Here is a 26,759-nt window from a genome sequence, read left to right as displayed (position 1 = left end):
GAAGACCAAGAACACGATGGCCGCGATGGTCGACTCTTTCATGGATACTCCCGAGCGAGGCGTGCTTTTTGGACTTTTCCCGTTGGGTTCCGCGGCAGCTCGCCAACGGTGACGTATTCGCGGGGCACCTTCGCGCCAGAGAGGCGAGCCTTCATGTACGCGCGAAGCTCGTCGTGGTCGAGCGGTGCGTGCTGCTCGCGGAGGACCAGGTAAGCGCGCACGCGCTCGCCCCACTCGTCATCGGGAACGCCGACGACGGCCGCCTCGGCGATTTGCGGATGGGTCTCGAGCGCGTGTTCGACCTCGATGGGGTAGACATTGACGCCGCCGCTGATGATGAGTTCGCGGCGTCGCCCTTCCAGAAACACGCGGCCTTGCGGGTCCTGACGCGCCAGATCACCGACGCTCGTGTACCCGTCCTGCGATGCGGCGCGCGTGGCGTCGTCATCGCGGAGGTACCCCTCCGACACGAGCGAGCCCTTGACGAAGAGCTCGCCGGTCTCGCCCGCCCGAACCTCGCGACCGTCAGCGCCGGCGAACCGCAGTGCGACGCCCGGCACCGCGCGTCCAATGGTGCCTGGGGCGTGCCGGAGATCGTCGGGCGTGGCGAGGGTTACAAGCCCAGTTTCGGTGGCGCCGTAGAAATTGAAGAGCACGTCGCCGAAGCGATCCATCACGCGGAGCGCGAGCGCGCCTGAGAGCGGTGCGCCGCCGCTGAAGATCGCCCGGAGGTCCGGAAGCGCCATCGGCCGCGTCCTTCGCGCGCCCAAATACTCCAGGCACCGATGCAGCAGCGTAGGCACCACGGCCGTCGTGTTGATGTGGTGCCGCTCTAGGTCATCTAGGAAGCGCGCCGGCTCAAAGTCTGCGCCAAGGACCACCGTGCCTCCGAGCAGAAGCGTCATGGTCGCGAAGGCGTACGCCGTCGAGTGGTACAGCGGCGCGACGACGAGGTGTCGATCGCCAGCCCTCATAGGCGTGATCTCGATGAAGCGCATGGCGCCGGCCATGCTGTCGCGCGGGAATTTGCGGACCGCGCCCTTAGGTTTGCCCGTCGTGCCCGACGTGTAGACAACGACGCTCGGTTCGCCGGTCGCGCCGGTCACCGGCGAGCGGGCGCCACGTCTCAAGAGTGCCGGCCACGTAGCTGACTCGGCGCCGACGGTGACGATCTCCGGCACCAGTGCCGGCAAGCGGTCTCGGAGCGAGTGCTCGACGATGGCCACCGCAGCGCGCGAGTGCTCCGCCAAGTACGAGAGCTCTTCGGCAGTGGCGTGAAACGAGGCGCTCACGGCGGCGCAGCCGATGAGCGCCGCGGCGTTTTGCGCCACGATAAACTCGGGGCGATTTCTCATGACCAAGAGGACCGACGCGCCCGGTCGTGCCCCCGCTTCGAGGAGGCCCGCCGCGGCCCGCGTGATGTCGCGCCAAAGGTTGGCCCACGTGATCGACAGACCCTCGTAGACGAGTGCGGCGCTGTCAGGGCGGTCGGCGGCGTAGATGCGGAAGAGCAGCGATGGATTCTGGCCGCCCGGCAGTGAGCGCGCGATCTCGAGGAGGCCGCGGCGGGAGAGCGAGGCGGCGAGCCCCGTAGACGCGGCGACGCGCAGGATGGTTCGTGCGCGCAGAAACTCGCCAACGGCCACGCCGCGCGTCGCTTCGAGGAGCTCCAGGGGGCCCATCATGGGAAGGCGAAGGCTTTGGCTGCGCCCACGGCCTTGACGCGAGCGTCGACAGCCTCGAGGACGGTAAGGCGTCGCTCGGCGAGGCCTCGCATCGCGGCTTCTGACAAGAGCGGCACGCCGGGGCGTTCCTCGCCAACGGCGCGCTGCATCGACGCGTCGTCGAGGAGCCTGATGGCGTCGACGAGGGCCTTTGGGAACACGCGCAGCCCGCGCATGAGCTCGCGTTGCCGTTCCATGGGCGGCGGCGCTTTGGGCAGGAAGGCCCCGTCGTTGTCGATGAGGACGAGCTCGCTCTTGGCCGGCAAGAAGCCTACGTTTGCACCGCTCCAGCGATCCCAGTTTCCTGCGAGCGAATCAAACACGATCATCGTGGCGATTTGCGCGGCGAGGGGCCGGTCGGCGTCCGTCAGGGGCGCGTCGTCGAGGAGCCACCCTCGCCAACGGCCCCGGAGAGGCTCGCTCTCGAGACCGAGGACCTCGAGGCCCTCGATCCAGTCGATGCGGGCGCCCGGCACGAGGCCCGCGTCGTCGGCGGTGACTTCGCGCTGCGCAAGAGCGAGCGACGATGGAGAAGCGCCGAGCGCCGACTCAAGCTGACTCCAAGGCAACGCCGCAAAGGTGGCCGCAGGCACACCTCGAACGCCGAGCGCGCCGGCGAGCCGGAACGCGGCAATCTCGCCGCGGAAGCGGTCTTTGCCGCGCTTCGACCGGGGCTTCCACGCGCACTTCGCGCCGCTTGCGAAGGTTAACTTGAAGACGACCGACGTGTTGCCAATGGACTTCGCGGACAAGAGAACGTCGGCGTCTTTGACGCTCGCATCGACGGCCCTTGGGGCGGTCGCGTCGCTCGGCTGCGGCGGCGTCGTGCCCGCGTCGGCCTCTCGCACCGTCGTCGTGTGAGTCGCGCGGTCGCGGCACGCGTTGAGCAACGTTACCGCGAGCGCGAGCGCAAGCCCGTGATGGCCCCTCACGGCGCGATCTTCTCGCGCCAGAACTGGCGGATGCGCTCCTGGAAGATCGCCGGCTGCTCGATTGGCGCCACGTGGGTTCCGCCAGGCACAATGAAGAGTTCCGAGTTCGGCAGCTCGCGCGCCATCGCTTCCGAGAGGAACGGCGGCGTGAGCATGTCACGTTCGCCGGCGATGATGAGCGTCGGCACCGTGATGTCCTTGAGGTACGGCTCGGCGTCGTGTTCGCCCGCAGCCTTCAGCATGCGCACGAACATCGTCGCGTCGATCTGCGCCATCTCGCGAAAGTAGGGAATCATGTCTTCGGCGCGGATCTTCTCCGGATCGATGTCGCCGGTCCGGAGCGCGAGCCGGAACGCCATCTCTGGAGGAATGCGCGACCAAATGGCGCGGAGCACGTGCGATCGCTTGGTCGCCAGCTCGACGATTTTCGGCAACACCCACTCGAGCACCGGCACGCCACGAACGGTTCGCGTCACGCGGCCGTAGGTCCCGCAGATCAAGACGAGCCCTCGAACCTTGTCGGGGTTCGTATGCGCACACTCAAGCGCGACCTGGCAGCCCATCGAGTGCCCTACCAGAACCGCCGGCGGATCGCCGACGTGTTTGCGGACCGCCACGAGGTCGCTGCAATGTGCACCGATATCGATGCGGTCGGCATCGCGAGGGGGCGAGCTGCGCCCGTGGCCTCGGTAGTTCCAGTGGACGAGCGGAGCGAGGGTCGCGAGGTCTTCCCAGAGGTACTTCCAGATGAAACCTTCGCAGACGATGCCGTCGCAAAAAAAAGCGCGCACCGCCTCTGGCGGATGCGCGCCTGTCTTCGAACGAACGTAGAGGCGCGTGCCGTCGTCGCCGGCGGCAAAGACTGCTCGTCGCCGTCAGGGGACGAGGGCCTCGAGCTCGTTCGAATTCCACCTCACGATGGGTCGCCTGGAAGCGGCCTCACGAAGCCCCGAGCTCGACCACAGCAACCCGCGGCGAAGGGCCCATGCCCACCGCGAGTCGATGCGCGCGTGCAGAGGGCGGGCGACGCCTCGCCCGGCCGCGTCACTCGTTGTCGTCGTCGTCGCTGCCCTCGACGTCGTTGACGCTGGGGAGCTTCTTGATCTCGAGGCGCGAGATCTTCCACGCACGCTGGACGACCCAGGAGAGCGAGCGGTCGAGACGCGCCGCCTCCTCTTTGATTTCCTGGAGCATCGACTCGGGGAAGTAGAGGCTCTGCTTCCTCTTGTCGGTCTTGGACTCCTGGTTCCTCGTGCCTGCGTCTTTGTCACCGATCGCCAAGGTGAACCTCCTTATTGGTCGCCCAACGACCTCGCTCGCGCGCGCGCGCCATGCTGCGGCCTTGCCTGCGAGTGAGCCGTCTATCTACCCGAGCAGGCTATCAGCGTTATTTGGCGCCTTGCTACGGGAAAAGGCGACCCGGCCCCACGAGCGCTGGCGGGCGCCGCCGCCGCCGTGTCCCACCTCCAACTCGGCGCGGGGAATTCCGGCGTTTTCATCTCATCGCGACCCGTTGGGGCTTGCTACCGTCGGGCGATGAACGCCATTTGCCGATGGGGTCCGCTCGCCCTTGCGACACTCTTGGGGGCCGGCGGCGGGGCTTTCATCACCGCGGCCCATGCCGGTCCAAGTCGCGAGACGCCGTACGATCTCGTCCAGGCGTTGGCGCGCGTGCTGACGACCGTCGAGGGCTACTACGTCGACCCCGTCGAACGAACCAAGCTCCTCCGCGGGGCCGTCAAGGGCATGGTCTCAGAGCTCGACCCGCACTCCGTCTACATGACCACCGAGGAGTGGAAAGACGCGCAAGACGAGATCCAAGGTCACTTTGCCGGCGTCGGTGTCGAGGTCGATCTTCGAGGCGATGCCATCACGGTCATCGCGCCCATCGAAGGTTCTCCCGCCGAGCGCGCTGGCATCAAAGGGGGCGACCGTATCGTCGCCATCGACGACGAGCTGGTGGTTGCGCCCTCGCTCGAGAAGACCCTGAAGCGTATGCGCGGTCCGGCCGGCACCAAGGTCAAGTTACGGATTCGGCGTTCCGGGGTGGCGCAGCCGCTGACGTTCGATCTCATTCGCGACGTCGTTCGCGTCGCGAGCGTCCGCTCGAAGCCGCTCGCCTTTGGCGTGGGTTACCTCCGCATCCGTCAGTTTCAAGAAGGGGTTCATGGCGAGCTCTTGCGCCACACGGCCAGCCTTCGCGCCGCCGCCGCCGGAGACCTCAAAGGGCTCATTCTCGATCTGCGTGCCAACCCCGGCGGCCTCGTCGACGAGGCGATGGACATCGCCGACGAGCTCTTGGACGAAGGCGGCATCTACACGACACGTCACCGCGGGTTTGTCGTTGACGACGTGCGCGCCCGTCGCGGCGGCGCGCTTACCAAGGTGCCGGTGGTTGTGCTCGTCAACGACTGGAGCGCGAGTGCGTCAGAGCTCCTCGCTGGCGCGCTTCAGGACAACAACCGCGCGCTCGTCGTCGGCTCGCAGACCTTCGGCAAGGGCAGCGTCCAGGCCATCGTCGAGCTGCCCGGGATCGGTGGACTCAAGCTCACGACCGCGCGCTACTACACGCCGAGCGGGCGTGCTGTGCAGGCCGATGGCATCCACCCCGATGTGCTCATCGCCTCCAAGTTGAACGATCCGGAGTCGCGCTTTCGTGAGCGCGACTATGCGAACCATCTGCCGGCTGAGCCCAGCGGCAACGCCGGCGGCTCTCGCTCGGCGCGCGCGATCGTCGACGCGGGCGTCGCACCCGAAGACGGAGGCCTCGAGCCGGCGGAGCTGGGCTCGATCCCCACAGACCCGCGCGGCGGGCCCGACTACGGCCTCGACGTGGCCTTCGATGTCCTCACCAAGCAGGTGATGCCGCGCGGTGCGCGCGTTCGATGATCAGAAGTGGCCTTCGAACGAGGCAGCCGCGCCGCTGCCGCTGGCGCCAGCACGGACTCGGGTGCCACCGCTCGTGGCGAAGAGAATGATCGAGGTGATGGCGGCGGCGCCGCCGATGCCGAACGCGACGTAGGAGAGGGTGGCCTTGGTTTCGACCGGTGAGACGTCGCCGTCGGTGCAGCGAGGCTTGCAGCCGCCGGGACCCGCCAGGGCGTCGAAGTCAGACTTTGCGGAAAGATAGAGGAGCGTCCCGGCGCCGAGGCCCGCGATGCCGAGGCCCGCGAAGACCCAAGGGAGCGGCCCCACTCCGCTCGCGGGCACCTCCGGCGGTGGCTCGACGAGGACGGGCTTTGTGGCCGGCTCGCCGCCGATCCGCGGCAGCACGATTTGAACCGCGCGCGCGCGCTCGCCTTCGCGAATGACGGCTTCGACCTCCGTGGCGACGAAGCCCTCGGCGACGGCTCGAAAGAGGTGCTTGCCGGGATCGACCGGCACGGCCCGGCCGTCGGCGCTCTGCGGGAAGGGGCGCTTGTCCATCTGGACCGTGGCGGTGCCGATGTCGCGACCGCCGACGTCTTTGACCGCCACGACGACACCCGGCAGACGCGCATCGACGTTGGTTTGCCACTCGGCGCAGTCCTTCTGGATCAGCGGCGGGCAGCCTGGCTGCGCGCACGTCACGAAGCGCGCGCGGGCCTCGATGAGCTTGCCCTCGTCGCGCAACACCTGCCCGCGACTCGCGGCCTCGGCGCACGTCTTCCGCGACAGATTCTGCGCGTCCGCGCCGACGCTCCACGAGAGCGCCGCAACGCAACACACACCAAGTCGAAGGGCGCGGCGGCTCGCTGTCACAGGCAGCGTTGTTTGTACTCCTTGCGTCCCGCGCTGTCGATTGTGAAGGGGGGATCGCAGTCGGCCGCCGGCGGCTTCTTTACGATCCGCTGCCGCACGGTCCCTTGGACGACGGGAGGCGGCTTTGCGGCGGTCTCGGGGAAGTCCACGACGAGCTCCTGCGGACCCGCCTGTGTCGTCGCCGTCGGGGGCGTGGTGCTCGCGCTTGGAGTTGCCGGCGGAGCCTCGATGCTCGGAAGGGCCGTGGCGGGCGTGATCGACGGGGGCGCATCGGCCGGGGCCCGCAAGACGAGCGCCGTGATGCTAAAGGCCAGAAGCGCAATCAGCAGCAACGCCCTAGGCTGCACGCGGCGGTTCTGCCAAAGGGGCGCGGCCACCGACGTCTCGTCGCCGACCATTTCGGTGCGAGGCAACGACGACTCGGATGGGGCTGCGGCGTGCTCTACGCGCGCCAACAACTCGGCGCGCCGCTGAAGCACCGGCGCCGCGAGGTCTTCGATCCACGCGCTCACTTCAAGGGGACTCGCGAGCGGCAAGACCGACTCGATCTCCTTGGCCATCTCGATGGCCGTCGCGAAGCGTTGTGCCGGATCCTTCGATGTCGCTCGGAGGACCACGAGGTCGAGGTCGCGCGGGATGCCGCGCGTGAAAGCGCTAGGTGCCTTGACGGTGTCGTTCAAGACGCGCAGCCATACGGCCGCGTCGTTGTCGCCGCGGAAGAGTCGGCGGCCCGTTAGACACTCCCACAGAACGACGCCGGCACCGTAAATGTCGGAGCGGCGTGTCGCGGCGTCGCCCCGGAGCTGTTCGGGAGCCATGTAAGGGATCTTTCCCTTGAGCTCACCTTCGCGTGTCTCTTGCACGCGGCCGGCGGCCTTTGCGACGCCGAAGTCGACCACGCGCGTGACGCCGTCGGCGCCAACGAGGACGTTCTGCGGTGACATGTCGCGATGCACGAGCTCGAGCGGCTCGCCGAGCTCGCTCTTCGCTTCGTGAGCCGCGTGCAATCCGCGGAGCGCGTCGCAGGCAATGGCCATGGCCACGGTGACGGGGCAGGGCTTTCCTGCCGTCGCCGCTGCCGACAGCAGCTGCGCGAGCGACAGCCCGTGGACGTACTCCATCACGAGGAGCAGCTCGCCATCGCTCGACACGACGTCGAGCGTGGGGACGACATTGGGGTGGCGAATTCGCGCCGCGAGGCGGGCCTCGTCGACGAGCATCGAGACGAACTCGGCTTCGCCGGCAAGGTTCGAATGCAGCCGTTTGATGGCCACGGTCCGCGCAAAGCCCGCGGAGCCGTAGAGTCGGCCGAAGTGGAGGCTCGCCATTCCGCCGGAGGCGAACTCGTCATAGAGCGCGTAACGCCCAATGACCTGGGCCGGCGAGCGCCGCGACTTCTCGCCCGAGACCGGTTCAGCCGGCGTTGCATCGATGGGGCGGATCTCGCGCATGGGCCTAAGGGAGAGCGACGCTGGCGTCGGCAGTCTTTGAGCAGCGTGAGCCACGTTTCACCATCCTGCAAGATTCGCGCTGCAGAGCTTTTACGCGCGTTTGCGCTTTGTCGCCGATCGGGCGGTGCACTCGGCGTGCAGGGGGAGGACCGGTCGCGCTGCTGTCCGAGTGCACCACGAGCCTGATTTTGCGGGCTTTTGTCCGGAACGGCCCTTGCTGGTGGGCTGCTCATGCGACGAGGTGGTGAGCACGATTGGACGCTGGGCACCCGGTGCATGGATTCGAGGCGGCTCATTCGTTGGGCCAGGGCCCTCACACGCTCTTCGTCGTCGGATGTGGTTCTGGACGCACGGAATCGTCCTTCGAGTCCCGCCGGAGACCTTGAGGACGAGGAGGACGGCGCGCGTGAGGACGAGGGGGGGCCACGGTAGGCCACCGCCCGTACCCGTTGCATGCGGGGGCCGCTTGGTGGCACCGTCCCGCGTATGGCTCGAAAGCCCACCGCCTATTGGGACTACATCCGTGTCGAAGAGCTGCTCGCGTTGCAACGCGGGCTCGAGGACTCGGATGCGAAGTTGTCGAACGACGAAGTCCTCTTCATCACGGTCCACCAGATCGACGAGCTGTGGTTCAAGCTCGCCCTCCGCGAGCTCACCGCGGTGCGAGACCTGTTCGCGCAAAATCCCGTGCCGGAGCACGCCCTCGCGGCTGCCGTACGCGGCCTGCGGCGCGTCGAGAACCTGCTCGGTCATCTCCAGTCGCACTTCAGCTTGATGGAGACCATGACGACGCGCGACTACCTCGACTTCCGAGACAAGCTGAGCCCCGCGAGCGGCTTCCAGTCGGCTCAGATGCGCGAACTCGAGATCCTCCTCGGCCTCGCCGAGGGCGAGCGCATGCCGCTGGGGCACGAGCAGAGCTACATGAGCGCCCTCAAGGGCGAAGGCGGAGCGGAGACTGCGGCGTCGCAGCGCGTCGCGCGGCGCCTCGCCGGCGGCCCGACGCTGCGCGAAGTCGTGACCGATTGGCTCGCCCGTACGCCCATCGATGGCTCTATTGCGGGGCAGCCCGACGACGCGGCGCGGGTGAAGGCGTTCCTCGAAAGCTACCTGGAGGGCCACGCACGCGCGACCCGTGCGGCCATGGAGCTCGCGCGCACCGATGCGCTGACCGAGGCCGACCAAGAGCGCCTCGCGGCTCGCTACGAAAAGGAGATGGCCGCAGCACGGTCGTTCCTCTTCGCCGAAGACGTCGACGAAGCGGTTCGCCCGAAGACGCTCCGGGCGCGTGCGTCCTTGGTCTTCATCGAGGGCTACCGCGAGCTGCCACTTCTCGCGTGGCCGCGCGAGGTCATCGATGTCGTTCTCTCTCTCGAGCAGGCGTTTGTCATCTTCCGCCAGCGCCACGCGCGCATGGTCGAGCGCATCATCGGGCGGCGTACGGGGACCGGCGGTTCGAGCGGTGTCGATTACCTCGATCAAACGGCGCTTCGGTACCGGGTCTTCCGCGATCTATGGGCCGTGCGCACCATCCTCATTCGTCACGCCGAACTGCCCGCATTGACGGAACGGTCCTTCTACGGGTTCGCGTCGGCCTAAGCTTTAGGGGCCCAGCACCGCCCGCCGCGGTGCATCTCAAGCGGAGATTCCTTCGCGATTCAGGTATGCTCGCACCAACGTGAGTCGGTTTGAGCGAGACATCGCGACGGATATCGTCGGTGGTGGCGATCGAGCCCCGAGGCGCCTGGTGGTGCTGTCGGGCGCCGGTAGCCGCGTCGTTGACCTGCCACCACGCGGTCGGCTCGTTATTGGTCGTGACGAAGAGGCCGACGTGCGCATCGAGCACGCCTCGGTCTCGCGGCGGCACGCCGTCTTGCACCTCGACCCAGAGCTGCGCATCGAGGATCTTGGCAGCTCCAACGGCACACGGGTCAGCGGCGCGCCGTTGGTGCCCGGGACGCCTGTGGCGCTCCCCATCGGCACCGTCTTCGAGCTCGGGTCGGCGCTGCTGGCGGTGCAAGCCGACGCGCAGGCTTCGGAGCGCCCCCCGAACGCACCCAGCGAAGAGCCGCTCGTCGTCGCGTCGCCGACGATGCGCAAAGTGCACCAGATGCTCGACGTGGCGGCGCGGAGCCGCCTCAGCGTCCTCTTGCTCGGCGAAACGGGCGTTGGCAAAGAGGTCCTCGCCTCGCGCATCCATCGGCAGTCGCCGCGCGCGGCCAAGGTCTTTCTCAAGGTCAACTGCGCGGCGCTCGTCGAGTCGCTGCTTGAGTCGGAACTCTTCGGCTACGAGAAGGGCGCCTTCACCGGCGCGAACCAAGCGAAGGTTGGCCTCGTCGAGGGCGCCCACGAAGGGACGCTGTTCCTCGATGAAGTCGGCGAGCTTCCCCTCTCCACGCAAGCGAAGCTGCTGCGCGTTCTCGAAAGTGGAGAGGTGACGCGCATCGGTAGCCTCAAACCGCGCACCGTCGACGTTCGCTTCGTCGCCGCTACCAACCGGGATCTGCGCGACTCGGTACGTGCGGGCCGCTTTCGACAGGACCTCTTCTTCCGCCTCGACGGCGTCTCGATTCACATCCCCCCGCTGCGCGATCGCACCGAGGAGATCGCGCCCCTCGCTGACGTCTTTCTGCGCGACGCGGCCATCGAGATGGGCAAGGGCCGTCTGCGGTACTCGCCAGCCGCCGTGAAGGAGCTCGCCGCTCACCCGTGGCCTGGCAACGTGCGCGAGCTTCGCAACGTGGTGCAGCGCGCCGCGCTCTTTGCCACGAGCGACGTCGTCGACACGGCCGACTTGCACTTCGAGGGCGTTGGCGCCGTGCCGCAGGTGCCGTCCTTTGGCGGCGGTTACTACGATGCACCAAGCACCGGCGGTGGCGAGACGGTCCCTCCGCCGGCGGCCATGCCCCTCTCGGCCGGTGACGAGGAGGAGAAAGAGCGCATCCTCCGAGCGCTCACCCAGGTCGGCGGAAATCAGACCAAGGCCGCCGAGTTGCTGGGCATCTCGAGGCGCACGCTCATCAACCGGATGATCTCGCTCGACCTTCCGCGGCCGCGAAAGTAGCCGCACCGGCGCCCGCTTCGAGTCCCGAGGCGGCGGCTGCGAGCCACGTTCGGGCCTGATCGGCGACGACATCACCGGCAGCGAAGATGCGCTGCCGCCCGCGTAGCCGCCCGCCGTCGTGAATCAATGCACCGCCGCGCTCGAGCGCGCCGTGCGCGACGAAGGGCCACGCGATCGTCTCCGGCGCTCGGCCGAACATGGAGCCGGGCACCAAGAGCGGCATGTCGTCGACCCCGACCCGTGACGAAGCCAACGACTCGACAAGAAAAGGGCGGGGCTCAAGCGGTAGCTCGCCGCCGACGCCCGCTTCGCTGGGCGCGTAGCCGAGTCCGCCGCCGACAAGGCCGCCCGTCGCCAGCACCACCACGTCGACGCGAAGCCGGGCTCCGTTGCTTGCGGTGACCACGACGTCATCGGCACCCTCGCGGATTGCTTCTGCGAAGCCCCTCACGGCGGCGATGCCTTCCGCGGCAAGGACACGAGCGCGCATTGCGCCGAAGCGAAACCCCGAAGGGCCCGCGAGCCCCGTCGCCAGCTCGCCGCAAGGCGCGCCGAGCGAGCTCGAGAGCGCCGTCGCGCGCTCTTCGTCGCGACCGAGCCACGGAGGCAGCAGCCAGGGGCCCTTGTGGTTGGTCTGGCGAAGGCGTTCTGCGAGCCACGCGAGGCGAGTCGGATCGTCGTGCCGCGCGGCCATCGCCGCGTCGCCGACGTGGCGCTCGTCGCTTAGTCGCGCGAGTCCGACGTCGATGGCGCGGAACGTTAAGGCGAGGCCTTTGGTCGCGGCGCTGCCGCTCAATAGCCAAACGAGCGCGTCGGCGTCCCAGCCTTCGCGTGAGAAGCGTGGCACGGCGACCTCGCCGGAGAGTGCGCTGACGTCGAGGAGCGCGCCATCGCGCGCCGCACCGCTTCGAACAACGCCCGCATCGGTCGCGACGGCACACGGCTTCGCAACATATCCACCGAGCGCCGTGAGGAGCGCGCCCACCGCTCCGCTAACGGGCGCTGCCGGTGCGCCGATGGCGCTCTCGTCGAGGACGCCGGGCGCGAGCTGCGTTGCGCCGGGGGGCGCCCATGACGATGGTGGTGGCGACGCCGCGTCTCGCGAGGGCCCACGCCGCCGCGGTGCCCGCGATGCCGCTACCGATGACGACGGCCCTCAAGGCGTCTCCTCGCCGAGCGACGACTTCAGGTGCGCGAGCGAAAGCGCCTCCTGTCGCGCTTGGTCGGGGGTCAGCGCGACGACGCGCGAACGCGCCTGTCGCACCAGGAAGCGCCGGGCCTGCGCCAGCGATTCGGCCGGTGACAGCTCGTGGGCGCGACCGACGAGGGCTGCGCATCGCGCCGCGCAACGCATGCCGCCGCAAGCGCCGAGGCCGAGCCGCGTGCGCCGCGAGACATCGTCGACGGTCCGTGCGCCCTCCGTCTCGATGACGTGTCGCACCTCCGCCTCGAGGATCGGCTCGCAGGCACAGATGACGGCGCTCTCGGCCGGATTGCGTGCGATGCGCTCGGCGATCTGTTCGGTGCGAATGCCGTGGCGAAAGACGAGGCGCCGCGCCGCGACCGGTGACGCCGAGAGTCGCTCCGCGAAGCCGAGGGCGTCGGGCACGGTGCTCCCGCCGGGCAGGGGACGCTCGTGCGTGGTGCAGCGTGTGCCAGGGGCGATGAGCGGCGCCACGAGCGCCGAGAGCTCTTCCGCGAAGAGGCGAAAGCTCGCGAGCTTGCCCCCGATCATGCTGTAGACGCCTGGCGCGCCGTCGGCGACGTGATCCACGATGGCATGCTCGCGCGAGAGTTCGTCTTCGTTGGGGCCGTATTCGTAGAGCGTTGGCCGCACACCCGCGTAGGTGCCGATGGCCCGCGCCGCGCGGATCGATGGCAACACGCGGGAGATGGCCTGCACCAAGTAGCGAACCTCTTCGCTCGTCGCCGCAACGTCGTCGAGGTCGCCGAAGTAGTCGTCGTCGGTGGTCCCGAGGACGCTGGCGTTCTCCCAGGGGTAGACGAACACCTGGCGACCATCGATGGTCTCGCTGATGACGCCGTAGTTGGAGAGGCGACGATCGTAGACGACGTGAATGCCCTTTCCAGGTCGTACACGCACCTTCGGCGAGTGCACGCCGCCCAAGGCCGCCGTGATGGGGCCCCACGCGCCGGTGGCGTTCACCACGACACGTGCCGAGTGCGAACGCCGCGCGCCGGTCAGTCGATCGCGCGCACGAACAATGTACCGGAGCGGCGCGCCGGCGCCGGCCGGTGGCGCCTTGGCGATGGACTCCACGGACGTGTGCGTGAAGATGCGGGCGCCGTGGCCTTCCGCGTCGAGCGCGTTGAGCACGCAGAGGCGCGCCCCGTCGACGCCCCACTCGTCGAAGGCGACGCCGCCGGAAACCTGCGCGCTTAGGCCGGGCTCGAGGGCCGCCATGTCGTCGGCCGAGAGTCGCGTGTGGGGCTTGCCGCGCTTGAGCGGCTGAAAGTCGTCGTAAGCGCGAAAATACGCGTCAACCAACTCCAGCATCACGCGGCCCGCGGCGCCCGCCTTGACGGTCATCAAGAACGGGATGCGAAACAGAAGGTGCGGCGCGATGCGCTGGATGTAGCCCGAGTCTTGGCAGGCCTCGCGGGTAACCTTGGGACTCTTTGAGAGGTAGCGGACGCCTCCGTGGATCATGCCGCTCGAGTTGCCGCTGGCACCGAAGGCGAGATCGTTGCGCTCGTAGAGCACGATCTTGGCGCCCCGCAGTGCGAGGTCGCGCGCAACGCCGGTGCCGTTGATGCCGCCGCCGATGATGACGGCATCGACGTCGCCCTCCGTCGGCCCCTCGTCGGTCGGGAGGTGGCCGCCGTCGGGTGAAGGCTCCGGCGGCGCGAACGACGAGCGCGGAAACGATTCGGGAGTGGCCATCTTGGGCCGCTAGCTCCGCGACACGACGAGGAGCGCGCGCACGAGCGGGGCGGCGAAGAGCACGGTCACTGTGACACTGACGGCGGCGCTCGCGTTCAGCTCAAGGGGAATGGCGAGGCGCGCCAGCGAACCGACGATGGCGACGACTCCGAGCACGAGGGCGAAGGTGCCGGCGGTGCGCCACACGAGCCACGCCGCGAGGTACGAGACGAGGCACGCGATGCCCGCTATGGCGACACGCACGTTCCACGGGTTCGCGCTCATCCAGAACAGCGCTGCGAGGCCGAGCGCGTGGAGCGAGCCAAAGAGCAACAGCGACATCGTCGCGTAGCGCGTCTCGCGCTCGATCCGCTGGATTCGCTCGGCTCCTGTCACGTTGCCTCAGCCGCGCACGCGGATGGCCCACGCCAATTTGGCCACGCTCTTCATGACGTTCGGAACACGCTTGAAGAGGTTGATCGACGGCGGGCGCTTCTCGATGACGTGCACCGGGATCTCGCGAATGGGGACGCCGCCTCGGTCGGCACGGATGACAAACTCGCTCGCGAAGACGTCCTTGTCGACGAGGCACGCGCGCGCTGTGTCGAGCAAGGCCGAGCGCCGGAAGGCCTTGAGGCCGTGGGTGTCGGTCCCACGGAAACCCAAGACGACGCGGAGCATGCCCGAGTAGGCCTGGCTCGCGACGTGACGGAGCATCGGCCGCGCGTCTTCGGCGCCGGCCACGAGCTTGGAACCGACGACCAAGTCGGCTTCGCCGCTGTCGAGCACTTCGACGGCGCGCCTGTGGAAGTCGACGTCGCAAAGGTCGATTTCGTCGCAGATCACGATCTCGCCGCGGGCCAGCAGGATCCCTTGGCGTAGGGCCTTGCCGTAGTTCGGCTCGCCGAGGCTCATGAGCTTCACTTGACCGTCGGTCGCGTCGGCGTATTTCGACGCGAGGTCTTGCGCGATTTCGACGGTGCGGTCCTTTGAGCCGTTCTCCGCGAGGATGATCTCGTAGGACCAGCCGAGCGGACGAAGGCGCTCGCGCAGGTCGACCACTGCGGCGTGGAGGATGGCCTGCTCGTTGTAAACCGGGATGACGATGGAGATGCGGGGCTCGACCATGCGCCGGCCTCGCTTTTACTCGCACCCGGCGCCCGACGACAAGACCTCTTGAGCATGGCGTCGTCAGGAGGCAGCCCGGGGGCGCCGTCCGCGTTGCGCATTGACGCCCGCGGCGCTCAACGTATGGTGGCGATCCCAGCGGGTTAGACCGCCGGTGCGAACGCGGAGAACGTCATGGCCGAAGGACTCAACAAGGTGCTTTTGCTCGGGAACCTCGGCGCTGATCCGGAGCTCCGGGTGACCCCTGGCGGACAATCGATCCTCAAGCTCCGCATCGCGACGACGGAAACCTACCTGGACCGGAATAACACCCGTCAGGAGCGGACCGAGTGGCACTCGGTGACCGTCTGGGGAAAACGCGGCGAGGCGCTCTCGAAAATTCTCTCGAAGGGCTCGAGCATCTTCGTCGAAGGCAGCATTCGCACGTCGAGCTACGAAAAGGACGGCGAAAAGCGCTACCGAACCGAGGTCGTCGCCAACAACATCATCCTTGCGGGGGGCCGTCGCGGCGCTGGCGAAGGGCGCGGCGACTACGACGGGCCGTCGTCGAGTGGCGGCGGAGGTGGCGGTGAGAGTCGCGGCGGCGGCGGCGGCGGACGCGCACCGGCCAAGCCAGCCTCGCAAGCGCCGGCGGAGCCCGAATACGGGGGTCCCGGCTTCGACGTCGACGACGAAATCCCGTTCTGACGGGCTGAGAACGGCCCTTGCCCTGAGCGAACTCCGCGACTAAGTTCTTCGGCCCCCCTCCGCCCCTATCCGCTCCGCACTTACGAGCGGGGTCGGGGCGACCTCGGAGAAAGACCATGAAAGAAGGCATTCACCCCAACTACCCGCCGGCCGCCGTGGCCTGCGCGTGTGGTAACAGCTTCGTCACCAAGTCCACCCGCGGTGACTTTCAGGTCGACGTCTGCGCGGCGTGCCACCCGTTCTACACGGGCACGCAGAAGCTGATGGATACCGCTGGCCGGGTCGATCGCTTCCGCAAGCGCTACGAAAAGGCTGCCCCCAAGGCCTGAGTCCGTCGCGTCGGGCGCCGCTGTTTGCGGCGCGCCGCGCCGGCCTTGTCGCGAGAGTTCGCGGGCGGGCTGGGCCGTGCTTACGGCCCAGCGCCCATGTGGGACCGTCGCGGAGGCCGCGCGGGTCTTCGGGTGGCCGGTCAGCGCGAGCGAAAGATCTCCCGCCCAACGGGATCTCCCGCCCAACGAACGGTCGCGCCGTCGGGCGGGACGCGAGGTCGACTGAGTCGATCTCTGGGACTAGTCTATGGCGATGGCGAAGCAAGAGACCTCCGCGAGCCCCGCTCGTCCGTACATCGGCGGTCAAGCCGTGCTCGAAGGCGTGATGATGCGCGCCCCGACGTCCTTTGCCATCGTCGTGCGTCGCAAGGATGGCTCGCTGGTGGTTCGTGAGCGCGCCGTCCTCGACGGTCGCAAGGGCGCGGCGCGGCTCCCGTTCGTCCGCGGCGTCGTGTCGCTCGTCGAGTCCTTGAAGCTCGGCAGTGAGGCGCTTCGCTTCTCCGTCGAGCAGATGGAACAGGATCTGGCAGCGGAAGAGCGTGAGAAGGCGGCGCCTCCGAAGGTGCTCAACGTGTTCTCGGCGCTGGGCCTGTCGGTCTTTGCCGCCGCCACGGCGCAGGATGGCGAAGGCGTGCGCTCGACGTCGGGCAAGTCGGGCTCGCTCTTGATGGCCCTCGTCGCGGTCGCCTTCTTTGTCGCCCTTCCGCAGGCCGCCGCCGAAGGCGTCAGCCGCTTGCTTGGCCTAAACCTCGAGGTGCAGTCGCCGGCGTTTCAAGCCATGACCGGCGCCCTCAAGCTCTGCGTTGTCGTGGGCTATTTGCTGGCCATTCGCCGCGTCCCCGACATCCGGCGCGTGTTTCAGTATCACGGCGCCGAACACAAGACGATCAGCACCTACGAAGCGGAAGAAGAGCTCGTGGTGAAGAACGCGCGCGCCAAGACGACGCTCCATCCGCGGTGCGGCACCACGTTCCTGGTCATGGTCGCGCTCGTGTCGATCCTCGTCTTTACCGCCGTGGGCGGCTTCCTCCCGCGCATTGACACAGGGAGCCGCCTCCTCAACAACGTCGCCTTCTTCCTCGTGAAGCTCCCGTTCTTGCCGGTGATCGCGTCGGTCACCTTTGAGCTGCAGCGAATCTTTGCGCGCTACTGCACCACCGGGCCGCTCCGCGCGCTCTTGTGGCCGGGCTTCTTGGTGCAGAAGATCACCACCATCGAGCCCGATGACGACCAGCTCGAGGTGGCCCTCGCGTCGCTGCGCGCCACGCTCTTCCGCGAAGAGGGTCGCGAGGCTGACGTGGCGCCCGCCGACGTTCGGTTTCCCTCCTACGAAGCCTTGGCCGCCGCCGTCAGCTTGCGAGCGTCATCGCCCGTTGCCGCGCCTGCCTTCGCGGAATAAGCATGCTCCCCATCGACAAGCTCGAGCAGCTCTCGCGGCGATACACCGAACTCGACGATCTGCTCTGCCAGCAAGACGTCCTCTCGGACCGCACGAAGCTCTCCAAGCTCAACAAGGAGCGCTCCGAGATCGAGCCGGTGGTGAACGAGTTTCGCCGCTACCGCGACCTCGAACGAAAGCTCCGTGAAGCCGAAGAGGCGCTCGCCGACCCTGAGCTGAGAGAGCTAGCGGCCCTGGAGATCTCGGACCTCAACCTCGAGCGTGGCAACCTCGAGCGCTCCATCCAGCTCCTCCTCATCCCGCCCGATCCCGACGAGCGCAAGAACACGATCCTCGAGATTCGCGCCGGTGAAGGTGGAGAAGAGGCGTCGCTCTTCGCCGCCGACCTCTTTCGTATGTACTCGCGTTTCGCCGAGGCCCGCGGCTGGCGCGTCGAACTCGCGAGCATGAGCGAGAGCGCTAGCGGCGGCATCAAGGAGGTGATCGCGTTCATCTCCGGCAAAGAGGTCTACGCCGAGCTGCGCTTCGAGGGCGGCGTGCACCGCGTGCAGCGTGTACCGGCCACAGAGGCGCAGGGCCGCATCCACACGTCAACGGCTACCGTTGCGGTTCTCCCCGAAGCCGACGACGTCGACGTGGAGCTCGACGAGAAGGATCTCGAGATCTCCATCGCCGCCAGCGGGGGCCCCGGCGGGCAAGGCGTCAACACCACCAACAGCGCGGTGCAGATCCTCCACAAGCCGTCGGGTATCATCGTCAAGTGCCAGGACGAGCGCTCGCAACTCAAGAACAAGGCCAAGGCCCTGAAGGTCCTGCGGAGCCGCCTGCTCGACATTGAACGCGAGAAACAAGAAGCCGCTGTCTCCGCCGAGCGGCGAGGCATGGTCGGCACCGGCGAGCGCAGCCAGAAGATTCGCACGTACAACTATCCGCAGAACCGCGTCACCGACCACCGCATCAAGCTCACTCTGAGCAAGCTCGATCGCATCATCGAAGGGGACCTCACGGAGGTCATCTCCGCACTGCGCGCCGAGCGGCAGGCGGCTCTGTTGCAAGACGCCGGCGCCGCGCCCCGCACCGGTGGCCTTGGGGGAGGGTCGTTCGACGATGAGTGAGCGGGAGGCCGACCCTGAGGCGGGCCCCAAGCTCGCCGAGTTGCTCGCAGGTTTCGACGAAGACGCGCTCGTCGTGGCGATGTCGGTCATTCCAAACCTCTACTCGCGCAACAAGATGTTCTCGCTCTTCTCTGATCCGCGCCTGAAGCGGGCGCGTCGACGTGCCATCGCGCTCCGTACGGCCGTTCGCCAGCTCGCCGGCGGCGGCGCGCGTGACGTGCGCGTTGCGCCGTCAAAAACCGCGGGCCGACTCATGCTCACCTACGAGCTTCCGCGCATCTCGTACTCGAGGCGCATCGACGTCAGTGTTGCCGAGTGCGCCGTCGTTCGGTTCCTCGTCGCGCGGCTCGGCGGCGAAGCGATTCAATGCGCCGACGAGGATCGCGTTGTGGTGGAGCACACCTTGCGGCGGCTACCGATAGCCATGGGCGCCATGACGCCGAGGCCCGCGCCCCGCGCGTCGGTGTCGGCGCCCGCTGAAGAATAGGCGGTGCCGGTGACAGGTCGGGGACTGAGGCAGGCGGCCAGCGCGGGCGCTTGCCGGAAGCCACACTTGCCGTTCGCGCCGCGCTCGCAGATGGCCCCTTGAGGATGGGGCGTCGTGGTCTCACGCGCCTTTAACAGCGCCGCACGAACCTTCGCCGCCGTCGTTCACGGGTTCACGTCCCAGCGCAAGACGAGCATATCGTTGGCGGCCCCCGGCACGCGGTAACGAGCTTCTACGAGAACGGCCTTCTCTCCGTCGAGGTACGCACGGACGTCGGGCTGGTCGAGCGTTGTTCCCGAGAACGACGTCTGGCCGGCGCCGGCGAAGGCCTGGAGTTTGGCGGCCACGTTGACCGTGTTCCCAAAGAAGTCCATCCCCGTGTTGAGGTTCACGGCGATGCACGGGCCCGTGTTCAGCGAGACGCGGACGCGAATGGCCAAGTCAGCTCGCCCCGGCGGGAAACATTGGTGGATGCCGCGGCTCGCGCGCAGCGCGTCGACGGGCTCGGCGAAGGCCGCCATGACGGCGTCGCCGACGGTCTTGACGACCACGCCTCGGCATTCGCGAATGACCGCATAGATCTCCGTGAAGTGTCGCTTCACGTCCACGAAGGTGCCCGGGTCGCCGCGAGACGCGTAGAGCGCTGTGGAACCGACGACGTCGGTGAACAGCACCGTCTGCTTTCCCACGGAGAGCTGCACGTCGGACCCGATGTACGCCTCGCTGTAGAGATCACGGAACTCGGAAAAGTTGAGGAGCCGGTCCGGCCGCAGCGCTTCATCGGCCCAGTTTCGCCCTTCGACGACGAAAGCGAGCGGCGCGTCGGTATCGTTCACGAGCACAAGCGTAGGCTCGGGCGCCGCACGGACGTCATCCTTGGCCTGCGACGCCCGCCACCGGATCTCACGGGCGTCGCTGACGCCGCCGACTTCGAGCGTTGCTGCGTCGGTCTCCGCTCCGACGCGTAGCCGATAGCTGCCCGGTCGCAGCGCCGTCTCAAGAGTGAGCTCGCTCCCGGGCCCCACGACCTGCTGCACTTGAATGTGCTTCTTGAACGCTGGCTCGGCGCTGCAATAGAAGACACGCTCCACCTCGCGAATGGAAGGGTGGACGCGAAAGGTGATCTCAACGGCGTTGTTGCCGTTCGTCGAAAAGTCAATTCCGCATGGCTCGCAGGTGTCCTTCGCCGGGATCTCGCCGAGCATTCTCGCTTCCGTTCGGACGCCGCGGCAGTGCGGGCAGATGACGTCCCAGCTGAGCTCGAGGAGGCCCACCCGCGTTGCGCGAAGGCATGCACTCAAGAGCGCGTCCGCATCAAGTTGCCAGCGGCGCGCAAGAGGCAGGATCTGAACGCGATAGAGCTCACCGTCCTCGGCCATCTTGATGAAGTCGACGAGCTTGCGGACGACGTCGACCGCGGTGCCTTGGCTCGTGAGCCTCGTGGCGAGGCTCTCGAGGCGCGCCGCCCCGTCGGGCGAGATGGGCATGCGCGACTCGCGCACTGGCGCCAGCACGGGGCGCCCGGCGCGAGCGTCGGCCTCGATCTCACCGAGTACGCGGCCGAACTGCCTCTTCAAGCTCGACATGCCGATGCGAAGGAGGGCGCGGGAAACAAGGCCGCGGGGCACCCAACCGAAATAGACGTCGAAGCGCGTACGCTCCTCGCCAATCATCGCCATCTCAAAGATGCCCCTCCCGACGAAGGCGAAGCCGCGTTCGTAGACGCGCGTGCTCTCGAGGCCCCGCTCCGCGACCCAACGCCAAGGCACCTCGACCCAGCGCTGCTCGAAGCCCGCGTTCACGCTGGAGCCCTGGAGCACACCGTCCTTTTCGGTGAACTGCATGCGCGAGACGCCCATCGCGCGGTTCATTCGGGACGTGTCGCTCACGATCGGCCAGAGTTCCTCGGGTCGCGCGGCGATCTCGAAGTGCCAGAGGCAATCGAGCGGTGCTGCCTTCTTCAGCCACTCTTCGGGCCACGGATGCCGCCCCAAGAACGCGCGTAGGCTCGGCGGTCCGGCGACGAGCGCATTGTCGCTCATGGTTCGGCGAGGCTATCACGCGCCGCGCACCACCCGCTCTGCTGCTCCTCCCGATCGCGCCGAGCCACCCCGATGGTCGCCCGCTGGCGGTCTCGTTTCACCAGGATAAGACCGAGCAAGGCTGCCAAGTCACCCTCGGCTCGGCGGAGATCTTCGGCCTCGCCGACGCTCGCCTCGAGGCGTTGATCGACAAGCGGCTCGGCCTCATGGACGCCGCCGTTCAGTAGTCGCCGCGCCAACCCAAGCGGTCACCGGCAGCTCCGGCTTCAACGTCGTACGAAGGGATCTCGTGTCCATCTATGCGGGCCTCACCGTCATGCTCCCCAACGACGGCGTTCGCTTCGCTGCGAGTCAACGCCTCAACCTCATGCTGACGGACGGCTCGAAGATCGAGCTGTTCGGCGACGTGCTCACGCCGGGCAAGGACGCCGAGCTCGCGGCGGCCATCCAGGTCGCCATCGACGCCATGGGGACGCGCGACATGACCGACGCCGACAAGGTCGAGCTGAAGGCCATCATGAGCGCCGAGGCCGCCCAGAAGAACCTCGCCAAGACCTTTCTCCTGTCCGACCGCGGCATCTCCTTTGGGGCGCCGGGCTTCTCGAACCTTCGCTTCCGAAGCGTGTTCGTTCGCTGGGATGCGCTCCGACCCACGCTTGCGCCATCAGGCCGCGCCACGTCTGCGTGGACGGAAATCCCGGTGCCGTGAGGGCGTTGACGGCTCGCCGGCCAGCAAGGCGTTTGCGATCGCATGGGTCTTCCGTCTTCGCGCGACGTCGACGGGGCGTCGCCTAAGAGACGCGACTACTGCGTGACGCGCCCAGGCGAAAAATCGCCGCTCCCCGGCGACCGCTCCGTCGTCAGCAAGATGACGGACGTCGTTGCGCCGGCGGCGACGACTCCGATGGCGGTCCAAAACCACCAACGCGTCAGCAGGCCCGGCCTCGCGATGGGGTCGAGGACGAGCTCCTTGCGCTCCCCGCGGCCGAGGACCACCTGCGTCGACGCAGTCTCGTAGCTGTCCTTGCCCACCGTCACCTGGTGCGTTCCTGGCAACAGGCCCGTCTCTGCCGGCGCGAGGCCGAGGTCACGTTCGTCGACGCGCACGCGCACGCCGGCCATCGAGCTCTTCACCACCAAGAGTCCGCTTGCGTCGCGTGACGTGAGCTGAACGTCGATCTCCGTTACCGCGGCGCCCTTGAGGTCGATGTCGCGCCGATAGGGGAAGGCCCCTTCCGCGATCACCTCAAGGACCTGGCGCCCCGCATTGACTCGCAGCGTCGGCGCGAGCGGGCAGGTCCCAAGCTCGCGCTTGTCGAGGAGGACGCGAGCGCCGGCGCTCGCGCACTTGATGGCGATCGTCGCGACGCGGGTCTTCAGATCGGCGAGCAGCGTCGCAAGGCCGGGGACGCGCGCGCGCAGCGCTGGCGTGGCCTTGGCGTCGAACTCTTCGATGGAGGCGAGCGCCGCCGGATAGCGCGCGAGAAACTCCAGGGCGCGGCCATGGTTGAAGAGCAGCGCGGGGTCGGCGCCCAGCGCGAGCGATGCGTCGTAGGCCGCAAGTGCCTCCCTGAAGCGCTTCCTGTCGAGCGCTTCGTCACCGCTGGCTTTGAGCGCTGCGGCTCGGGCGGCGGGGGCCGTTTCGGCCGAGCCCGCGCCCTTGCCAGGCGCTGCCTTCTGCGCCGCCGCCTCGCTGGCCGCGAGCCAAAGCGACACCGCACAGGCGAACGCGACTCCCAACGGCGAAGGCGTCACGCGGCGCATCACAGCCGATCGGGAATGGCGACCGGTGCGGGTCGACTGGGTTTGGGAGGAGGCTTTTTTGCCGGGCGCTGCACGGGTATGCGGGCCTTCGAGTCATCGGCGTCGGGTCGCGCCGGTGAGGCCGTCTCCGTAGCCGCTCCGCCAGGCGTGACCGCATCGGCGGTCGCTACGGCGGCGTCTGCCTCGTAGGGCCGTTCCTTTGGGGCCGGGCTCTCCGCTTTCGCTAACTGGCCCCCGGCCTTCGGTCCACGCGCGACGGCAACCGCGACGATTCCGACCCCGAGCGCAGCCGCCGCCGCCAGCAGCGGCGCCCAGCGTCGCGACGCCGCCCTTCGCTCCGACTTCGGGTACATCCTCGTCTCGGCCACCGTCGTCGCTTGCGTGAGCGTGCCCATTTCCGTGTGGCTCACCGCGTCGGTCGGCAGAGCGGGCGGCGCCGCCTTGAGGAGGCGGAGCGAGTCGCGTTCCACCTCGGCGAGTCGCTCCGTTCGCCAGGTGAGGCTGCCACTGGCGGTGCGCGCCACCCAGTCGCCGACCTCGGCCGCGTCGGCCATGTCGCCGGCCTGCGCGAGCGCCTGGGCGAAGTCTCGTGCGGACGCGAAGCGCGCCTCCGGATCACGCGCGAGGCCTTTCATGACGACCTCGTCGAAGCTTGCTCCCAGCTCAGGTACAACGGCGCTCGGCAAGTCGATGTTGCCGTGCAGAATGCGCGTCACGACGTGACCTTCGCTGTCGGCGCGAAAGAGGCGCCGGCCGGTGAGCACCTCCCAGAGCACGACTGCGGCGGCAAACACGTCGACGCTGCGGGTCATCTGGTCACCGAGCAATTGCTCTGGCGCCATGTACGCGAGCTTGCCCTTGACTTGCCCCTCCCGCGTAACCTGCGAGCGGCCGCGCGCTTTGGCCACGCCAAAATCCAGGAGGCGCGTGACGCCGTCAGTCCCGACGATGGCGTTCTGCGGCGACACGTCGCGGTGGACGATGCCGAGCGCTGCGCCGCGCTCGTCGCGCGCCTCGTGCGCCGCTTGGAGGCCGCTCAGCATGTCGCGAACGATGGCGCAGGCGACGCGCGTCGGCATTCGGGTCTTCGCCTGCCCAGCGAGCTGAATCAGCCGCGCCAACGACTCCCCGTGCACGTACTCCATCACGATGAAGATCTCGTCGCCTTCGGTTACGACGTCGAGTGTGGGCACTACGTTCGGGTGCCTTATGCGCGCCGCCAGGCGTGCTTCGTCCACGAACATGGCCACGAACTCGGGATCGGACGCGAACTGAGGGAGCAGCCGCTTCACGGCCACGGTGCGGGAGAAGCCCACGGGGCCGCGAAGACGGCCAAAGTGCACCGTCGCCATGCCGCCGGACGCGAGCACTCCGTGGACTGCGTAGCGATCGACGATCCGCGAGTCCATCGCTCCACAGATTAGCGCCTCCCCCTTCGAAGGTCGCCTTTGTGTGGCGCACACACCAACGCACAGCGGCGGGGCCGGCGCGGTGTTCCGGCCATTGTCGTCGAACCCGTTGCGCTGCCGACGGAGCCCTCGGCTCTCGCCCCGAAGCCCTGTAGCGTTCGCCGATGGACTGCATCTTCTGCAAGATCGCCAAGAAAGACATCCCGTCGAAGCTCGTCTTCGAAAACGAGCACGTCGTTGCGTTTCACGATCTGCGCCCCGTGGCGCCGACCCACGTCTTGGTCATTCCCAAGAAGCATATCGAGCGCATCGATCACGCCAGGGGCGACGATGCCGAGCTGCTGGGCCAAGTGCTTCTCGGCGCGAAGGCCGTTGCCGATCAACTGGGCCTCGGTCCAGGCGGCTTCCGCGTCGTCTTGAACAACGGGGAAGACGCGGGCAGAGTGTGTTTCATTTGCACGCGCACGTGCTTGCCGGTCGTGCCCTGGCGTGGCCGCCCGGTTGAGAGCGCTACCCGGCCCCCACTTCGCGTCGGACGCGGGCCGTGAGCTTCGCTTCGAGCGGTGAGACGGTCGGATCGTCGGCCGGCCCATCGGGCTCGGCACGGCTTCGGGATGTGCGCGACGCGTCGTCCACGCGGAGCCATACGCTGTCGATGGTTGCGCCGAACTCGCCGCGCGCTCCAACGGCCAGCGCCCCGAAATCGGGGCCCGTGGCGCGCCGGGGGGCCCTGGGGATCGTGACCGTCCCGATGGGCAACGTGAGCGAGATGCCAGCGACGAGGTGGTCCACCGGATCGTCCCAGGGATCGGGGCTGCCGGGCGCACCTGTCGCGAGCCAGTTGGCGACGGTCACGCTCTCGTCCGGTGCGTGACCCCGCACCGAGAGCCGCGAACCCAGCGCGCGCCGCAGTTCACCAAGGCGAAGGGAGCCCTTCGCGAAGACGAGCTGGCTCTCGTCGTCGAGCTCGAACTCGCCGTGGGCCGCGAGCGCGACTGCCGGAGGCTCCGCCTCCTGTGTATCGAGGGGACACAGGACCCCAGGGTTCAAGATCCCGTGGGGATCAAACGCGCGCTTGAGCGAGCGAAGCGCCGCTTGTCCGCCCGCGATCTCGCGCGCGAAGCCCGCCGCCTTCGAGCGACCCACACCGTGATGGTGTGAGACGGTCGCGCCGGCCCCCTGTGCCGCGGTCATGAGCTTCTGCCAGAGCGCCCCGTAGCGGCGGGCCGACGACGCCTCGTAGTCACCGTCGCTGACGCCCGGCGCGGCGCCGCCAGCGAAAGAGAAGTAGATGCAGCATCCGTCAGGATAAGCGTGGCTGAAATGGGCCATGACGAAGGCCTCGTCGCGCGCCGCCTCCCGTACGGCGTCGTAGGTTTCAAGGAGCTTCGACCACGGCGCCGAGACCTCGCAGGTGTCGACAAACAGCCCCGTGGCGATGGCCGGCGCCTGGCGATAGCTGACCGCGTAGCGGTGCTCGAACCAAGAGCGGGCAGGGGATTCTCCTTCGTATCGGGCGCCGCCGGAGGCGAGCAGCGCGTTCGTGTCGCGGATGTCGCGTTCCGCCTCTTCGTGGGTCTCGCGCTCGAACATGACAACCAAGAGCGGCTCCCCGAAAAGGTGATCGCCGAAGGGGCCGTGCACGGCACGGTTCATCCACCGAGGGCGAGACAACATGGCGCGAAGCGCTCGGTGTTTCAGGCTTCGCGTCAGCGCGCTCTGCTCCTTTCGAACGCGCCCTGCGCGCGCGAGGCTCGCGTCGAAGGGATCGTACAGGCGACACACGGCAGGCCGAAGGCCGCTCTGGTAGATGGAGCGCATCGCCTCGAGACCCGCCGCGACGTCACGAAATCCGTAAGCGCCGAAAGTGCGTCCCTGAGGCGCCGCATGAACGCGCAGGTCGGCGCGCGTGATGACCGCGAGCGAGCCTTCGCTGCCAACGACGAGGGCCGACAGATCGGGCCCGTAGCGACGCCGAGGCAAGGTGACGATCTCGCCTTCGCCGGTCACACACTCAACGGCCATCACCATGTCTTCGATCTTGCCGTAGTACCCGGAGCATTGCCCCGCGCTGCGCGTGGCCACCCAGCCGCCGACGGTGCTGCACAAGATCGAGGACGGGAAGTGGCCCAACGTGAGCCCCTCGCGAGCTAGCGCCTCCTCGAGGTGAATCCCGAGGACGCCAGCGTCGGCGGCGAGTCTCCTTCGCGAGCCGTGGTGCGCCGCCGAGGTATCCCACGATGCGAGGCGCTTCAGGTCGAGCACGAGCGCATCCTCACCGGGCAGGACGCCGCCACACACGCCGCTGCCAGCACCGAAAGGGACTACGGGCACGCTGCGCCGCGCCGCAAAGCGCACGAGCGTCGCGACCTCTTCCGTCGAGCGCGGCCAGGCGACAAGCGCCGGCTTGCTCCATGTGGCCACCCCGGAGCGCACCGCAAGGTGGTGGCGAGGCCAAAGGTCGCGGCCGTAGCTTGAGCGATCGGCCTCGTTGGTGCTCGTTTCGAGACCGGGCAAAGCCGCCGCGAGGTCGCGGGCCAGATCGGCCGTGTGGAGATGGCGCTGCGTCACGGGGCCTCAATCTGGAGTATACATGCGCCCAT

23 protein-coding genes and 1 pseudogene are annotated in these 26,759 nt (G+C 68.0%); 10 read left to right on the top strand and 14 right to left on the bottom strand.

The genetic code is table 11. From position 1 onward, the window contains the following. Positions 1-38: 38 nt before the first annotated feature. The 4 genes from IPG50_26220 to IPG50_26205 form a co-directional block, all read right to left on the bottom strand. The gene (locus tag IPG50_26220) at positions 39-1,685 is read right to left on the bottom strand and encodes an AMP-binding protein (protein ID MBK6695676.1); all 1,647 of its coding nucleotides are present in this window, start codon (positions 1,683-1,685) and stop codon (positions 39-41) included. After that, positions 1,682-2,656, bottom strand: coding sequence for a hypothetical protein (locus tag IPG50_26215; protein MBK6695675.1), 975 nt, complete (start codon positions 2,654-2,656; stop codon positions 1,682-1,684). The genes IPG50_26220 and IPG50_26215 overlap by 4 nt, the downstream gene beginning before the upstream one ends. Continuing rightward, positions 2,653-3,447: an alpha/beta hydrolase gene (locus tag IPG50_26210; protein ID MBK6695674.1), complete on the bottom strand. Its 795-nt coding sequence runs from the start codon at positions 3,445-3,447 to the stop codon at positions 2,653-2,655. The genes IPG50_26215 and IPG50_26210 overlap by 4 nt, the downstream gene beginning before the upstream one ends. A gap of 253 nt (positions 3,448-3,700) precedes the next feature. Further along, a complete protein-coding gene (locus IPG50_26205) occupies positions 3,701-3,931 on the bottom strand; it encodes a TIGR04563 family protein (protein MBK6695673.1) in 231 nt (76 codons plus the stop codon). A 261-nt stretch (positions 3,932-4,192) separates the two neighbouring features. Here IPG50_26205 and IPG50_26200 point away from each other — a divergent pair, with 261 nt between their 5' ends. Continuing rightward, positions 4,193-5,545 carry a S41 family peptidase gene (locus IPG50_26200; protein MBK6695672.1) on the top strand — a complete coding sequence of 451 codons (1,353 nt, stop codon included), beginning with the start codon at positions 4,193-4,195 and terminating at the stop codon, positions 5,543-5,545. Here the strand turns inward: IPG50_26200 and IPG50_26195 are convergent, their stop codons facing one another. Together IPG50_26195 and IPG50_26190 are read right to left on the bottom strand one after the other, a co-directional pair. Beyond that, positions 5,546-6,397, bottom strand: a complete 852-nt coding sequence (locus IPG50_26195; GenBank protein ID MBK6695671.1) for a hypothetical protein — start codon at positions 6,395-6,397, stop codon at positions 5,546-5,548. Then, positions 6,394-7,848 (bottom strand): serine/threonine protein kinase, encoded by a 1,455-nt coding sequence (locus IPG50_26190; GenBank protein ID MBK6695670.1) that lies wholly within the window; start codon positions 7,846-7,848, stop codon positions 6,394-6,396. The genes IPG50_26195 and IPG50_26190 overlap by 4 nt, the downstream gene beginning before the upstream one ends. Positions 7,849-8,334: 486 nt before the next feature. On the opposite strand from IPG50_26190, the gene IPG50_26185 reads away from it, so the two are divergent. Both IPG50_26185 and IPG50_26180 read left to right on the top strand, forming a co-directional pair. Next, positions 8,335-9,447: a tryptophan 2,3-dioxygenase gene (locus IPG50_26185; GenBank protein ID MBK6695669.1), complete on the top strand. Its 1,113-nt coding sequence runs from the start codon at positions 8,335-8,337 to the stop codon at positions 9,445-9,447. 112 nt (positions 9,448-9,559) lie between these two features. Beyond that, positions 9,560-10,912 carry a sigma 54-interacting transcriptional regulator gene (locus tag IPG50_26180; GenBank protein ID MBK6695668.1) on the top strand — a complete coding sequence of 451 codons (1,353 nt, stop codon included), beginning with the start codon at positions 9,560-9,562 and terminating at the stop codon, positions 10,910-10,912. Here the strand turns inward: IPG50_26180 and IPG50_26175 are convergent. The 4 genes from IPG50_26175 to IPG50_26160 form a co-directional block, all read right to left on the bottom strand. Beyond that, positions 10,869-11,897 carry a hypothetical protein gene (locus IPG50_26175; protein ID MBK6695667.1) on the bottom strand — a complete coding sequence of 343 codons (1,029 nt, stop codon included), beginning with the start codon at positions 11,895-11,897 and terminating at the stop codon, positions 10,869-10,871. The genes IPG50_26180 and IPG50_26175 overlap by 44 nt on opposite strands. A 171-nt stretch (positions 11,898-12,068) precedes the next feature. Then, complete coding sequence (locus IPG50_26170) at positions 12,069-13,817, bottom strand: glycerol-3-phosphate dehydrogenase/oxidase (GenBank protein ID MBK6695666.1); 1,749 nt, start codon at positions 13,815-13,817, stop codon at positions 12,069-12,071. Between the two features lie 9 nt (positions 13,818-13,826). Next, positions 13,827-14,192, bottom strand: a complete 366-nt coding sequence (locus tag IPG50_26165) for a hypothetical protein (GenBank protein MBK6695665.1) — start codon at positions 14,190-14,192, stop codon at positions 13,827-13,829. 6 nt (positions 14,193-14,198) lie between these two features. Beyond that, positions 14,199-14,924 (bottom strand): glycosyltransferase family 2 protein, encoded by a 726-nt coding sequence (locus IPG50_26160; protein MBK6695664.1) that lies wholly within the window; start codon positions 14,922-14,924, stop codon positions 14,199-14,201. Between the two features lie 174 nt (positions 14,925-15,098). Between IPG50_26160 and IPG50_26155 the strand changes: the two genes are divergently transcribed. The 5 genes from IPG50_26155 to IPG50_26135 all read left to right on the top strand — a co-directional run bounded on the left by IPG50_26155 (position 15,099) and on the right by IPG50_26135 (position 18,941). Continuing rightward, positions 15,099-15,611, top strand: a complete 513-nt coding sequence (locus IPG50_26155) for a single-stranded DNA-binding protein (protein ID MBK6695663.1) — start codon at positions 15,099-15,101, stop codon at positions 15,609-15,611. A gap of 116 nt (positions 15,612-15,727) precedes the next feature. Next, positions 15,728-15,940, top strand: a complete 213-nt coding sequence (rpmE, locus tag IPG50_26150) for a 50S ribosomal protein L31 (protein MBK6695662.1) — start codon at positions 15,728-15,730, stop codon at positions 15,938-15,940. Between the two features lie 325 nt (positions 15,941-16,265). Beyond that, a complete protein-coding gene (locus tag IPG50_26145; GenBank protein MBK6695661.1) occupies positions 16,266-17,339 on the top strand; it encodes a DUF1385 domain-containing protein in 1,074 nt (357 codons plus the stop codon). Between the two features lie 2 nt (positions 17,340-17,341). Further along, the gene (gene prfA / locus IPG50_26140; protein ID MBK6695660.1) at positions 17,342-18,454 is read left to right on the top strand and encodes a peptide chain release factor 1; all 1,113 of its coding nucleotides are present in this window, start codon (positions 17,342-17,344) and stop codon (positions 18,452-18,454) included. Then, positions 18,447-18,941 carry a hypothetical protein gene (locus tag IPG50_26135; protein ID MBK6695659.1) on the top strand — a complete coding sequence of 165 codons (495 nt, stop codon included), beginning with the start codon at positions 18,447-18,449 and terminating at the stop codon, positions 18,939-18,941. Before prfA ends, IPG50_26135 begins: the two co-directional genes overlap by 8 nt. A 164-nt stretch (positions 18,942-19,105) precedes the next feature. Here the strand turns inward: IPG50_26135 and IPG50_26130 are convergent, their stop codons facing one another. Then, positions 19,106-20,983, bottom strand: a complete 1,878-nt coding sequence (locus IPG50_26130) for an adenylate/guanylate cyclase domain-containing protein (GenBank protein ID MBK6695658.1) — start codon at positions 20,981-20,983, stop codon at positions 19,106-19,108. A gap of 289 nt (positions 20,984-21,272) precedes the next feature. Here IPG50_26130 and IPG50_26125 point away from each other — a divergent pair, with 289 nt between their 5' ends. Next, positions 21,273-21,692: a hypothetical protein gene (locus tag IPG50_26125; GenBank protein ID MBK6695657.1), complete on the top strand. Its 420-nt coding sequence runs from the start codon at positions 21,273-21,275 to the stop codon at positions 21,690-21,692. A gap of 95 nt (positions 21,693-21,787) precedes the next feature. On the opposite strand, the gene IPG50_26120 is transcribed toward IPG50_26125, so the two are convergent. Together IPG50_26120 and IPG50_26115 are read right to left on the bottom strand one after the other, a co-directional pair. Then, positions 21,788-22,699 carry a PEGA domain-containing protein gene (locus IPG50_26120; GenBank protein MBK6695656.1) on the bottom strand — a complete coding sequence of 304 codons (912 nt, stop codon included), beginning with the start codon at positions 22,697-22,699 and terminating at the stop codon, positions 21,788-21,790. A gap of 47 nt (positions 22,700-22,746) precedes the next feature. After that, the gene (locus IPG50_26115; protein MBK6695655.1) at positions 22,747-24,156 is read right to left on the bottom strand and encodes a serine/threonine protein kinase; all 1,410 of its coding nucleotides are present in this window, start codon (positions 24,154-24,156) and stop codon (positions 22,747-22,749) included. Between the two features lie 164 nt (positions 24,157-24,320). Between IPG50_26115 and IPG50_26110 the strand changes: the two are divergent. After that, a pseudogene (locus IPG50_26110) lies at positions 24,321-24,661 on the top strand (histidine triad nucleotide-binding protein). Between the two features lie 5 nt (positions 24,662-24,666). Here the strand turns inward: IPG50_26110 and IPG50_26105 are convergent. Beyond that, entirely contained in the window at positions 24,667-26,727 is a 2,061-nt protein-coding gene (locus IPG50_26105; protein MBK6695654.1) for an FAD-binding oxidoreductase, read from the bottom strand. Positions 26,728-26,759: the final 32 nt, after the last annotated feature.

It is taken from the genome of Myxococcales bacterium, from assembly GCA_016703425.1.
GTDB lineage: Bacteria > Myxococcota_A > Polyangia > Polyangiales > Polyangiaceae > JADJCA01.
This window is presented reverse-complemented; position numbering and strand designations above follow the sequence as displayed.